Below are 12,499 nucleotides of genomic sequence, written 5' to 3'. Positions count from 1 at the left end.
CACCGCGCCACTCGGCTCCTTAGGTTGCCGATATGCCACATAACGCAAGAGAACAGGCACGGTGAGCGCCGATGGGCGTACTCCGTGACCACCCCGAGCTGGCGCTGTTCGTCTGCCTCGCCCTGGGCTACCTCGTGGGCAAGGTACGCGTCGGTCCCATCACCCTGGGCGGCATCTGCGGCACCTTGATCGTCTCGCTGCTGCTCGGTGCCTGGGCCAAGGTCGTCGTCTCCGACGACGTCAAGACGATCTTCTTCGCGCTCTTCATCTTCGCCCTCGGCTATCTCGCGGGCCCGCAGTTCTTCTCCAACCTCAACCGCGAGAGCCTGCGCTTCTTCGCGCTCTGCGGCATCGAGCTCGTCTGCGTCCTGGGCATCGCGCTCGGCCTGGCCAAGGCCTTCGACCTGGACGTCGGCACGGCCGCGGGCATCCTGGCGGGCGCGGCCACCGAGTCGGCCGTCGTCGGCACGGCGACCGAGGCCATCGGCAAGCTGGACGGCCTCACCCCGGACCAGATCACCCAGTACCAGGGGCACGTGGCCACCGCGTACACGGTCTGCTACCTCTTCGGCCTGATCACCATCGTGCTCTACACCAGCCAGATCATGCCGATGATGCTGCGGATCAACCTGCGGGACGCCTCGCGCGAGCTGTGGGAGAAGATGCGCGGCTCGGGCGGCGGCCTGGAGTCCGACGAGCGCCAGGCGCTGCCGGGCATGGTCGGCCGCACCTATCTGGTGACCACGGGCGACGGCAGGACCGTCGGCGACCTGGAGGCGGAGCTCGACGGACGGGTCACCGTCGAGGCGGTCAAGCGCGGCAGCAAGCAGCTCACGCCCGCGCCCGGCCTGGCGCTCACCCTCTCCGACCTGGTCCTGGTGGTCGGCCGCCGCGCCAACGTCATCGAGTCCGGGCACCTCATCGGCCCCGAGACCCCCGGCATCCCGGGCGTCGACACCCCGCTGGCCACCGCGCAGGTCGCCGTCACCGAGAAGGCGTCGGACGGCATGAGCGTGGACGAGTTGCAGCGCGCGCATCCCGAGTTCATCAAGGACGGGGTCTACGTCACCGACGTACTGCGCGGCGATCAGCACCTGCCCGCGGCCGGCGGCACCACCGTGCGCCGCGGTGACGTGCTCACCCTGGTGGGCGCGCGCTCGGGCCTGAACAAGCTGGTCGCCAGGATCGGCGCGGTCGTCAAGAACGACGCCACCGACTTCATCTATCTGGGTCTCGGCATCGCGGCGGGCTCCCTGCTCGGGCAGGTCGTCGTGCACTTCGGCGACGTACCCATGTCGCTCGGCACCGGCGGCGGCTGTCTGATCTCCGGGCTGCTCTTCGGCTGGTTCCGCTCCCGCAAGCAGACCTTCGGGGCGTTCCCTCCGCAGGCCGCGAACACCCTCAAGGACATGGGCCTGGCCATCTTCATCGCCTGTACGGGGCTCGTCTCGGGGCCGCAGGCCTGGCCGCTGCTCAAGCAGTACGGGGCGCTGCTTCCGTTCGCCGGGATCGCGATGGTCCTGGTGCCCGCGACGATCTCGCTGATCGTGGGCCGCAAGCTCCTGAAGATCGAGAAACCGCTCCTGATCGGCGCCATCGCGGGCCAGCAGTGCTCGACCCCGGCGATCACCTCCGTCACCCAAGTGGCCCAGAGCTCGGTCCCGCTGCTCGGCTACACGATCACCTACGCCCTCTCGAACTTCCTGCTCCCCCTGACCGGACCGATCCTCGTCGGCGTTCTCGGCGCCTGACCCGGCGCACCGGAGGGTAGAAAATGATCGACTTTCTCAACCGGAACATCTTCCAGCCCCACCCCGAGCTGCTCGTCTTCATCACCGTGGCCATCGGCTTCCTCTTCGGGAAGCTGCGCTACAAGGCCATCGGACTCGGCGCCGTCACCGGCTGTCTCATCGCGGGGCTTCTGCTCGGGGCGCAGTTCAAGGTGGAGATCGACGGGACGGTGAAGAACCTCTTCTTCACGATGTTCCTCTTCGCCCTCGGCTACAAGGTCGGCCCGCAGTTCTTCCGCGGCCTGAAGAAGGACGGCCTCCCGCAGGTCTTCAACGCGGTCGTCGTCTGTGTGACCGGCCTCCTCGTCTGCTGGGCCTTCGCCGCGATGCTCGGCTATGGCCCCGGGCTCTCGGCGGGGCTGCTCGGCGGGGCGCTCACGCAGTCCGCCGTCATCGGTGTCGCGGGCGACGCGATCTCCAATCTGCCGGGGCTCAGCTCCGCGCAGGCCAAGAGCGAGGCGAACCTGGTCGCCATCGGGTACGCCGTGACCTATCCGCTCGGCACGATCCTCTGCGCGATGCTGCTCGCCAACGTGCTGCCCAAGCTCTACCGGCGCGACCTCGCGGCCGAATCGGCGGCCCTGGCCCGCGAGTTGGACGCGCCCGGCGACAATCCCGACCTGGCCGAGGGCTACTACGAGGTCGTCCTGCGCGCCTACACCCTCCAGCGCCCCGACCTCGCGGGACGCACCATCGAGGACTTTGAGAACCAGCAGCGCGAGCTGGGCCGCCGGGTCTACATCACCCGCGTACGCAGAGAGGGGAACATCCTCGACCACGACCAGCGGACCGCCTTGCGCGAGGGTGACGTCGTCGCGCTGAGCGCGCTGCGCGGCTCTCTCGTCGAGTTCGATCCCCGTACGCACATCGGCGCAGAGACCGACGACGTCGAACTCCTCGGCTACCAGACCGAGTCGCTGCACGTGGTGGCCTCGGAGAAGAGCCAGCTCGGCAAGACCATCGCCGAGTTGCGACGCGAACCGTTCATGGTCGGGGTCTACGTCGACAAGCTGTACCGCTCCGGCGCCGAGTTCCCCTACCGCCTCACCACAAAGCTGGAGCGTGGCGACACCCTGATCCTCACCGGCCCCAAACGCCTGGTGGACCCGGCGGGCAAGGAGCTCGGCAAGCCCGTGCCGACCTCCTTCGCCACCGACATGATCTGGGTGGGGCTCGGCATCTTCCTCGGCGGCTGCATCGGCATCCCGGCGCTCACCGCGGGCGGGGTGCCGATCTCGCTCTCCACGTCCGGCGGCGCGCTGATCATGGGGCTCGTCTTCGGGTGGATCCGCGGCAAGTACCCGACGTACGGCAATGTCCCGCCCGGTGCCCAGTGGTTCATGGACACCCTCGGGCTCTGTCTCTTCGTCGCCGTCGTCGGCATCAACGCCGGGCCCAGCTTCACCTCCGGCCTTTCGACGGCGGGCTGGGGGCTGCTCCTGTTCGGGGCGGTCGCCACGGTGATCCCGCTGATCGTCGGCTTCCTCTTCGGCCACTACGTCCAGAAGATCCGCTTCCCGATCCTGATGGGCGTCCTCGCGGGCGGCCAGACGACCACCGCGGCGATCGGCGCGATCAACGAATCGTCGCGGTCCCAGATCCCCACGCTCGGCTACACGATCCCGTACGCCGTCGGAAACGTGCTCCTGACCATCTGGGGCGCCGTCATCGTCCTGCTCCACCACTGACCCCCCGCTCCCCCACGTGAGGAACGAGCCGTGCCCAAGACCACCTTCACCCGCGCGGAAATCCAGTCGTTCGCCCAGCTCAGCCCGTTCGAGCTGAAGGACAAGTTCATCCAGATCGCCCAGGCGGTGCAGGCCGACAAGCCGGGGCAGAAGGAGACCTCCAGCGTCCAGATGCTCAACGCCGGACGCGGCAACCCCAACTGGATCGCCACGGGCCCCCGCGAGGCCTTCTACGCGCTCGGCTATTTCGCCCTCTCCGAGTCCCGCCGCGTCTGGACCGCGGACAACCTCGGCGGCATGCCGGAGAAGGCGGGCTCCGGCGCCCGCTTCGACACCTTCGTACGTCAGCACCCGGACCTGCCCGGCATCGACCTGCTCCAGAAGTGCGTGGAGCACGCCGTCGAGCGGTTCGGGTTCGACAAGGACGAGTTCGTCCACGAGCTGACGGACAGCTCGGTCGGCGACAACTACCCGGTGCCGGACCGGATGCTGAAGCACGCGGAGCAGATCGTGCGCGGCTATCTGGCCGACGAGATGTTCGACAAGAGGCCGCCCGCGGACAACCTGTCGCTCTTCGCCACCGAGGGCGGCACGGCGGCGATGTGCTACATCTTCGACTCGCTCATGAAGAACGGCATCCTGCACAAGGGCGACAAGATCGCCCTGATGGTGCCGGTGTTCACGCCGTACATCGAGATCCCCGAGCTCGACACGTACGAGTTCGACGTGACGTACGTCGAGGCCGGCAAGTTCGCCGAGGAGGGCGTGCGGGAGTGGCGCTATCCGGAGGAGGAGGTGGCGAAGCTCGCCGACCCCGACATCAAGATGGTCTGCCTGGTCAATCCCTCCAACCCGCCCTCGCTCGCGCTGAGTCAGCGGGTCGCGGACCAGATCAAGCAGATCGTCGCCACGTCGAACCCGAACCTGCTGATCGTGACGGACGACGTGTACGGGACGTTCGTCGAGGGCTTCCGCTCCATCGCCGCCGACCTGCCGCGCAACACGCTGCTCGTGTACTCGTACTCCAAGCACTACGGCGCCACCGGCTGGCGGCTCGGCGTCATCGGGCTGCACGACGACAACGTCATCGACGAGCTGGTCGCGGCGCTGCCGCAGGCCGAGAAGGACCGGCTCGCCAAGCGGTACGGGACGCTGACGCTGCACCCGGAGGAGATCAGGTTCATCGACCGGCTCGTCGCCGACTCGCGCCAGGTGGCGCTGAACCACACCTCGGGGCTCTCGCTCCCCCAGCAGATGATGATGGTCCTGTTCTCCCTCTTCGACATGCTGGAGGAGGGGCAGGCGTACAAGCGGCGCATCCGCGCGATCGTGCAGCAGCGGCTCGAACTCCTGCTTGAGGGCGCCGAGATGAAGATCGCGGACGATCCGCACCGGGCCGGTTACTACATCGAACTCGATCTGCTCGCCGAGGCGGAACGCGTCCACGGCAAGGACTTCGCCGACTTCCTGGAGAAGAACTACGAGCCGGTCGACCCGCTGTTCCGCCTCGCCGAGCAGACCCACGTGGTCCTGCTGAACGGGGGCGGTTTCGAGGGCCCCGAGTGGTCGGTACGGGTGTCGCTCGCCAACCTGGACGACCTCGACTACCTGAAGATCGGCCACCACCTGCGGGCGATCTTCCAGGACTACGCGGCGGAGTGGCAGGCGAGCAAGAGCTGAGTTCTGAGGCTTCAGACCTCAGGCCTGAACATGAGTGGCGCCCCGACCGGGTGGGGGGATGCCGGTCGAGGCGCCGTGGGGGGGGTGGCAGCTATTGGGCTGGGGTGCTTCGGGCCTACTTGTAGGCGGCGAACGCCTTCGTGAAGGCGAGCGGCTCCTGCTCGATCGACGAACAGGTCGGCTGCGCACCGTTGTTGGCGCCGCCCTCGCAGGCCTTGTCGCGGGTCGAGGACCACATCGCAAGCCAGCCGAGGCCCTTCTCCTCGGCGAACTTCACCAGTTGCGTGGCGTCGTCGACCTTGAAGATCTCGGTGGTGACGTCGTTGACGCCGATCATCGGGGTGACCGCGACGGTCTTCCACGCCGCCTCGTCGGACAGGTCCAGGGCGCCCTTGATCTGCTTCTGCGTGGCGGTCGCCGCGTCGATGGCGTACTGGCCCATGTCGCCGCTGTAGGACGGCCCGTAGTCCATCGCCATGATGTTGACGGCGGAGACCTTCACGCCGTTCTTCTTGGCGTCGGCGACGAGGTCGACGCCCGGCTGGGTCAGGCCCTCGGGCATGACGGGCAGCGTGAACGAGACGTCCAGGCCCTCGTGGTCCTTCTGCAGCTGCGCGATGGCCTGGGCGCGGCGGGTGTTGGCGGCGGTCTCGGGGAGGGCCGCGCCCTCGATGTCGAAATCGACCTTGGTCAGCTTGTACGTGTCGATGACCTTGCCGTACGCCTTGGCCAGCGCGTCGGCGCTGTCGCACTTGAGGCCCAGCTCGGAGCCCGCGGCGCCACCGAAGGACACGCGTACGTCGCCGCCCTTGGCCCGCAGGGCTTCGATCTGCGAGGCGACCTTGTCGTCGTCGAGCCCGGTGGTGCCGCCCCAGAGGGGCTCGCAGCTGCCGCCGGAGGTGATGAAGGCGAGGGTGAACTCCTTGACGCCGGTCTTCTCCGCGGTGTCGACGAGGTCGTACGCGGGAGCGAGCGACGTGTCCACGAAGGGAGCGAACTTGGCCTGGGCGGCGGCCTTGGCGGGGGTCTTCTCCGCGGGAGCCTTGGTCGCGAGGGCCGTCCCGGAGAAGAGGAAAGCGCCGCCGCCGACGAGGCCGGCGGCCACGAGCCCGCCTATGACCTTGGACCTGGTGCTCACCGTGCGCCGATGCGTACTGCTCATCGCGTGCCTGCCTTAGCTGTGCGGGGGGTGGGGGTGCGTGCAGCAACTTAGCCTCGCGGGGGCGCGACATAGCGGGCAATTGGGGCTCTGCACTGGATCTTAGGGTGCGCTTAAGGGAGCGATGGGGGGCGGTTAATGGTGGGCTCCGGGGTGCTCCCGGGTGCGAGCCGTGGAGGCCTTCCCGCGCTTCGCGCGGATTTGTCCCGCCCACCCACCCGGCACCCGGAGTCAGCCCTTGGACGGGAACTACCTGCGCTCCGTTCACAGTCGGATGCGGGGTAAACGGGTGGGTGGGCGGGGAAAATCCGCCGCGAAGCGGCGGTTCAGGGGGCTAGCGCACGCTGGGGGCACGCTTACGCCGACGTACAGAACCCCCGTGCCCCCGCCCCCCGGCCACGGGACGACGCCCGTCCAGCTGAATCCAAATCCGCACCTCGGTCCCACCAAGCACGGACCGCCCGATACGGACATCTCCCCCCGTGGACTCCGCCAACTGCCGCACGATGTCCAGCCCCAGGCCAGTGGACCCATCGGCCCCCGACCCCGCGCCCCGCGCCAACGCGGCCTCGGGATCGGCGATCCCCGCCCCCGCGTCCGACACCAGGACGATCACCGCGTCCTCGCCACTGTGCACGTCCACCGCGAACGCCGCCCCCTCCCGCGTGTGCCGGAAGACGTTGCCGAGCAACGCGTCCAGGGAGGCGACCAGTTCGGGGCGCGCCACCGGGATCCACACCGGCCGCTCCACCCCCGCGACCCGCACCTCGCGCCCCTCGTCCTCCGCGAGCGCCGACCAGAAGGCCATGCGCTCCCGGATCACCTCGGACGCGTCACAGCCCGCGCCGGGCCCGACCGCGGCGGTCTGCGGCTTGGCGTCGCGTGCGGTGCGGATGATCGTGTCGACCTCGCGCTCCAGCTTCTCCACCGCGATACGGGTCTGCTCGGCCGCGGGGCCGTCCCCCAGCGAGGCCGCGTTGAGTCGGAGCACGGTCAGCGGAGTACGCAGGCGGTGCGACAGGTCCGCCGCCAACTCACGTTCGTTGGCGAGAAGTTGGACCACCTGATCGGCCATCGAGTTGAACGCCACGGCGGCCAGGCGAAGTTCCTTCGGCCCCTCCTCAGGGACCCTCGCCCCCAGCTTTCCCTCACCGAGGGACTGCGTGGCGCCCACGAGCCGCTTGGCGGGCTGCACCATGCGTACGCCGAGCCGGTCGGCCACCGCCACGGACCCGATGATCAGCGCGACGCCGACGCCCGCGAGCACCAGCCAGGCCGTGGTCACACCGTTGCTGACGTCGCCCTCGGGCACGAAGATCTCGACCACGGCGATCTGGGTGGAGCTCAGGGCCGTCGGCTGGAGCAGCGCGAAGCCACCCTCGACCGTCGTCGTCCGGGCCCGGCCCTCCTTGCGCGTGGTCTCCACCGCGTGCGCGTCCGCCCGCCGGTCGCCGATCTCCAGGGCGGGCGCGTCGCCGACGGCCGGTACGTACACGGCCATCCGCCCCTCACCGCCCGCCTCGGACGTGGCGACGGCCCGCGTCAGCTGATCCTTGTCGGTGGTGATGGAGAGCGTGGGGCCCATGCCGGCCGCGTGCCGCTCCGCGTTCGAGAAGGCCCTGTCCCGCGCCATCTCCTGGATGACCAGGCCGAGCGGCACCGCGAAGGCGACCACGACCATCGTCGTGACGGCCAGGCACACCTTGACGAGCGCCCACCTCACAGCGGTGGCTCCAGCTTGACGCCGACACCCCGCAGCGTGTGCAGATAACGCGGCCGCGCGGCCGTTTCGCCCAGCTTCCTGCGCAGCCACGACAGATGTACGTCGATGGTCTGGTCGTCCCCGTAACTCTGCTGCCACACCTCGGCGAGCAGCTCTTTACGGGGTACGACGACACCGGGCCGCCCGGCGAGGAAGGCCAGCAGGTCGAACTCGCGGCGAGTCAGGTCGAGCCGCGCCCCGTCCAGCTCGGCCTGGCGCCGCAGCGGGTCTATGGCGAGCCCGCCGACGCGTATCTCCCGGCTCGGCGGGACCTCGCCCGCCGGGACGCGCGAGCGGCGCAGCACGGCGGCCATCCGCGCCGAGAGGTGCTCGACGGAGAACGGCTTGGTCAGGTAGTCGTCGGCGCCGTCGTTCAGGAGCCTGACGATCTCGGTCTCGTCGTCGCGCGCGGTCGCGATGATCACGGGGACGTCGGTGATCCCCCGCAGCATCTTCAATGCCTCGGAACCGTCCAGATCGGGCAGTCCGAGGTCCAGGATCACCACGTCGAACCGGAAATGGGCCACCTCGCGCAGCGCCTCGAGGGCCGTGCCGACGCTGCGCACGGTGTGCGATGCCTCGGTCAGATGCCGGATGAGAGCGGAGCGTACGAACTGGTCATCCTCGACGACGAGCACACTTGCCATGGGCGGCACCGTACGCCATATGAGTGACCCCGGTCCTCCTGGGACGCCGAGGCGCCCGGTGGTGCAGTATGGCTCGCGATGCGCAGAGGACTCATACACGCAATGGCTTGGTCGCTCGCCACGGGCGCGGCGGTCACGCTCTCCTGGTGGGGTGTCCACACGGTCATGGCGGGCACCGCCTACGACCCGCCGCGTGCCGTGCCGCTGGCCGCCGACGGCGACCGCGCCGAGCCGCTCTCCTCCTCCACGCACCGCCCTGACCCGGCTCCGACCCCGTCGCCCTCGAAGTCGAAGAAGCCCCCGCAGTCCTCGAAGTCGTCGAAGCCCCCCGAGAGCAAGCCGTCGAAGACGAGGTCGAGCAAGCCGAGCACCCCCTCCACCCCCACCGCCGCACCGGGCAACGTGAAGAGCTACTCCTCCGAGGGCGGCCGGGTCGTCTTCGACCTCGGCACGGACTCGGCGACGCTGGTGTCGGCGACCCCGGCGGCGGGCTGGTCGGTGCAGGTGTGGAAGCAGGACACCTGGATCCGGGTGGAGTTCACGTCGGGCGCCGACAAGGTCTCGGTGTTCTGCACGTGGCACGACCATGCCCCGGCGGTCGAGATCAACGAGTACTGACCGGCCGGTTCACCGCCGCGGCCTCAGCGGAACACCGAGGGCGGCGGCGCCGGTGACGCCACCGCGCTCGCGTCCGTGACCGCCGCCGCTCCCCCGCTGAAGTCGATGAGCGCCCTGCCGTGCTCGACCCGGGCCGGATGGGAGTCCCCCGCGCTGCGCCGGGTCAGCTCGGCGATCGGCAGCGGCCGGTCGGACGCGACGAGCACCGCGTTGCCGAAGCGCTTGCCGCGCAGCACAGCCGGGTCGGCGATGAGCGCGAGTTCCGGGAAGAGGGTGGCGGCGGTGGCGAGCTGGCCGCGCAGATGCGCCAGCGGCGGGCCGTCGGCGAGGTTCGCCGCGTAGAACCCGCCGGGCTTCAGGACCCTGCGTACGTCACCGAGGAACTCGGCGCTGGTGAGGTGGGCGGGGGTGCGGGCGCCGCTGAAGACGTCGGCGATGACGAGGTCCGCCCAGCCGTCCGCGATCTTCGCGAGCCCTTCGCGGGCGTCGGTGCCGCGCACCCTGACCCGGGCCTGCGGGTCCAACGGCAGCTCGCGGCGCACGAGTTGGATGAGGGCCGTGTCACGCTCGATGATCTGCTGGGTGGAGCGGGGGCGGGTCGCGGCTATGTAGCGGGCGAGGGTGAAGGCGCCGCCGCCGAGGTGCAGGGCCTGGATCGGCTTGCCGGGCGGCGCGACCAGGTCGGCGACGTGACCGAGCCTGCGCTGGTACTCGAAGTCGAGATACGCCGGGTCGTCGAGGTCGACATGGGACTGCGGGGCGCCGTCCACGAGCAGCGTCCACGCGCGCGGCCTGTCCCGGTCGGGCATCAGCTCGGCGAGCCCCCCGTCCACCTCCTCGACGACGGCTTGCGCCTCTTCCCGGGTCCGCCTGTTCCTTGCCATCGGACCATTATCGGCGTACGCCCCGTGCGCGGCCCGATGACCTTGGAGAACCGCTTCTTCCGGGCTCAGCGGCAGTTGTCGGCGGCTTCGATGGTGCGGGCCGCCTTGCCGAGCGCCTCGCGCAGGACGGCGGGGTCGGTGACGGGGTCGGTCTCGTCGGGGGGCAGCAGCCAGCCGGTGCCCGCGACCGGGGGCGGCGGGGGGACGGGCGCCGGCTCGGCGTGCGCGCGGATGCCGCGGCCGAAGGTCTGCGTACACGCGCTGCCCGGCAGGTCCCAGCACTCGGCGGTGCCGGGCGGCACCAGGAAGCCGAGGGTGTCGCAGCTCCCGTCGTGCAGGACGGGGCCGACCGCGTCGTCGCCCGCCCCGCGGCGCAGGATGTCGACCGCTTCGAGGCCCTGGCGGGCCGGCACGGTGACGAGATCGCAGAAGTCGGCGGGCTCGGGGGGTCGTGCGCCTTGCTGCGGTGGTGCGCTGCGCTCCTGGGAGGGCAGATGCCGCGCCGTGGTCAGCGACGCCCTCGATTCGCCGTTCTGCACGCCGATCTCCAACAAGGGGACCCCTCCTCGCAAGGGCGGAAGCCGCGTCGCTCCCTCTCCGCATGGTTCAACGCGGGAGGACGTCAACGGCTACGGCGCAATGCCGCCGCAAAGGATGGCACTTCATGGCGGATCGTGGGTGAGATATCCGGTTTGTAGCCAAACTCTGCGTGCCGGGCCCATGACAGCGGGTACGTTCGTGCTCCGCCGGAACAGGGGCAGTATTGCTGAATCCGCGGGATTCGGCACAATCCGGCACGATCCGTACGAGAGGGTCAGGCCATGGCGTCGTCACCGATGGCATCGTCAACTCCGTCCCCACGACCGAATCTTCGCTTCAGGCAGCTGCGCGGACAGCGCTCTCCGGGCGAGTTCGCCGCCTTGATCAGGCGTGCCGCTCGCGAGATCGGTGAGCGGGTCAGCTGCGACGCCCGTTACATCGGACGCGTCGAGGCAGGCGAGATCCGCTGTCCCAACTACGCCTACGAGCGGGTGTTCCTGCACATGTTCCCCGGCCGGACACTGACGGATCTGGGGTTCGCACCCCGCTCCACCGTGCGCGGGCGGGGGGCGCGCGCCAAGTCCGGGGCGCCCGCATCACACACCACGATCCAGCTGTATGAGTCTCCCCCGTCCGGGCCGCTGAGCCCCGAACTGCACGAGTGCGACCCGTACGAGATCCAGAGTCACGAGGAGATCGACGTGCGGCGTCGCGCATTCATGAGCGGTACGGCCACGGTGGCCGCCGCCTCACTGGGGCCCTTCGGGCTCACCGACCCGAGTCCGGCCCAGGCCACCGCACAGCGCGGCGGCCGGCCCGGCGAGGCCGAGGCGACCGCGGTCGAGGAGGCCGTGCGCAGGATCCGGCTGCTCGACGACCGGCACGGCGCCGACGGCCTCTACCGACGCGCCGCCGCCCCGCTGCGGACCGCGTACGCCCTCCTCGACGCGGGCACGACCCGCCAGACGATGGCCGACCGGCTCTACACGGGGGCGGGGGAACTGTCCATCTCCGTGGGGTGGTTGGCGCACGACTCGGGCCGCTTCGACGACGCCCGCTCGCACTACGCGGAGGCGCTCGCGACGGCCCGCATGGCCGGCGACCCGGCCCTGGAGGCGCACGCCTTCTGCAACACGGCCTTCCTCGCGCGCGATGCGGGGCGGCCCCGGGAGGCGGTGCGGGCGTCCCAGGCGGCGACGCGGGCCGCCCGACAGCTCGCGTCACCGCGGCTGCTCTCGCTCCTGGCGCTGCGGGAGGGCGGCGGCTGGGCGGGGCTCGGGGACCGGGCCGGCTGCGAGCGGTCGCTGGTCCGCGCCCACGCCCTGTTCGACCGGGGCCCCTCGGACTGCGACCCGGAGTGGATGACCTTCTACGGGCCCGCCGAGCTGGAGGTTCTTGAGGCGCAGTGCTGGTCGGCGCTCGGCGACTGGGAGCGGGCGGCCCGGCACGCGCGGCGCGCGGCGGGCATCGCGTCGGCGCAGACCCCGCAGTTCACCCGCAACATCGCCCTCTACACCGCGGAGCTCGCCGACGACCTGGCCCGCGCGGGCCGTCCCGACGAGGCCGCGACGGCGGGCATGCGGGTGCTCGGGCTCCTCGACGAGGTGCAGTCGTCGCGCATCCAGGCGATGCTCGCCACGACGGCCCGGGTGCTGCTTCCGCACCGGCGGGCCTCGGGGGTGTGCGGCTTCCTGGAGCGGCACGCGTCACTGCCGCGGGCCGTGTAGCCGG

Annotated in this window: 9 protein-coding genes and 1 pseudogene; 5 read left to right on the top strand and 5 right to left on the bottom strand. The window is 70.3% G+C overall.

From position 1 onward, the window contains the following. Positions 1-71 precede the first annotated feature (71 nt). The 3 genes from aspT (AB0M70_RS05750) to AB0M70_RS05740 are packed head-to-tail and all read left to right on the top strand — an operon-like array spanning position 72 to position 5,158. A complete protein-coding gene (aspT, locus tag AB0M70_RS05750; protein WP_365816730.1) occupies positions 72-1,751 on the top strand; it encodes an aspartate-alanine antiporter in 1,680 nt (559 codons plus the stop codon). A gap of 23 nt (positions 1,752-1,774) precedes the next feature. Continuing rightward, a complete protein-coding gene (gene aspT, locus AB0M70_RS05745) occupies positions 1,775-3,478 on the top strand; it encodes an aspartate-alanine antiporter (RefSeq protein ID WP_365816728.1) in 1,704 nt (567 codons plus the stop codon). A 30-nt stretch (positions 3,479-3,508) separates the two neighbouring features. Next, positions 3,509-5,158 (top strand): bifunctional aspartate transaminase/aspartate 4-decarboxylase, encoded by a 1,650-nt coding sequence (locus AB0M70_RS05740; protein WP_365816726.1) that lies wholly within the window; start codon positions 3,509-3,511, stop codon positions 5,156-5,158. A gap of 115 nt (positions 5,159-5,273) precedes the next feature. Here AB0M70_RS05740 and AB0M70_RS05735 read toward each other — a convergent pair. The 3 genes and pseudogenes from AB0M70_RS05735 to AB0M70_RS05725 form a co-directional block, all read right to left on the bottom strand. After that, positions 5,274-6,170 (bottom strand): annotated as a pseudogene (locus tag AB0M70_RS05735) (chitinase); the annotation flags it as partial. Positions 6,171-6,651: 481 nt separating this feature from the next. Continuing rightward, complete coding sequence (locus AB0M70_RS05730; RefSeq protein WP_365816724.1) at positions 6,652-8,040, bottom strand: HAMP domain-containing sensor histidine kinase; 1,389 nt, start codon at positions 8,038-8,040, stop codon at positions 6,652-6,654. Beyond that, positions 8,037-8,726 (bottom strand): response regulator transcription factor, encoded by a 690-nt coding sequence (locus AB0M70_RS05725; protein ID WP_365816722.1) that lies wholly within the window; start codon positions 8,724-8,726, stop codon positions 8,037-8,039. The genes AB0M70_RS05730 and AB0M70_RS05725 overlap by 4 nt, the downstream gene beginning before the upstream one ends. Positions 8,727-8,804: 78 nt before the next feature. On the opposite strand from AB0M70_RS05725, the gene AB0M70_RS05720 reads away from it, so the two are divergent. After that, on the top strand, positions 8,805-9,344 hold the full coding sequence (locus AB0M70_RS05720; RefSeq protein ID WP_365816720.1) for a hypothetical protein: 540 nt from the start codon (positions 8,805-8,807) through the stop codon (positions 9,342-9,344). Between the two features lie 23 nt (positions 9,345-9,367). Here AB0M70_RS05720 and AB0M70_RS05715 read toward each other — a convergent pair whose 3' ends face one another. Together AB0M70_RS05715 and AB0M70_RS05710 are read right to left on the bottom strand one after the other, a co-directional pair. Next, positions 9,368-10,228, bottom strand: coding sequence for a fused MFS/spermidine synthase (locus AB0M70_RS05715; protein WP_365816718.1), 861 nt, complete (start codon positions 10,226-10,228; stop codon positions 9,368-9,370). 65 nt (positions 10,229-10,293) lie between these two features. Continuing rightward, positions 10,294-10,782, bottom strand: a complete 489-nt coding sequence (locus AB0M70_RS05710; RefSeq protein WP_365816716.1) for a hypothetical protein — start codon at positions 10,780-10,782, stop codon at positions 10,294-10,296. Between the two features lie 267 nt (positions 10,783-11,049). On the opposite strand from AB0M70_RS05710, the gene AB0M70_RS05705 reads away from it, so the two are divergent. Then, positions 11,050-12,495 carry a tetratricopeptide repeat protein gene (locus AB0M70_RS05705; protein WP_365816714.1) on the top strand — a complete coding sequence of 482 codons (1,446 nt, stop codon included), beginning with the start codon at positions 11,050-11,052 and terminating at the stop codon, positions 12,493-12,495. The last annotated feature ends 4 nt before the right edge of the window (positions 12,496-12,499 follow it).

It is taken from the genome of Streptomyces sp. NPDC051214, from assembly GCF_040682375.1.
GTDB lineage: Bacteria > Actinomycetota > Actinomycetes > Streptomycetales > Streptomycetaceae > Streptomyces.
Note: the sequence above shows the minus strand (reverse complement) of the source record. Positions and strands in the feature narration are given on the sequence as shown.

Excerpts from the sequence above, each read along its gene's own strand:
- AB0M70_RS05720 (WP_365816720.1), top strand. The coding sequence starts at position 8,805 with ATGCGCAGAGGACTCATACACGCAATGGCTTGGTCGCTCGCCACGGGC.
- AB0M70_RS05715 (WP_365816718.1), bottom strand. The coding sequence starts at position 10,228 with ATGGCAAGGAACAGGCGGACCCGGGAAGAGGCGCAAGCCGTCGTCGAG.
- AB0M70_RS05705 (WP_365816714.1), top strand. The coding sequence starts at position 11,050 with ATGGCGTCGTCACCGATGGCATCGTCAACTCCGTCCCCACGACCGAAT.
- aspT (WP_365816728.1), top strand. The coding sequence starts at position 1,775 with ATGATCGACTTTCTCAACCGGAACATCTTCCAGCCCCACCCCGAGCTG.
- aspT (WP_365816730.1), top strand. The coding sequence starts at position 72 with ATGGGCGTACTCCGTGACCACCCCGAGCTGGCGCTGTTCGTCTGCCTC.
- AB0M70_RS05725 (WP_365816722.1), bottom strand. The coding sequence starts at position 8,726 with ATGGCAAGTGTGCTCGTCGTCGAGGATGACCAGTTCGTACGCTCCGCT.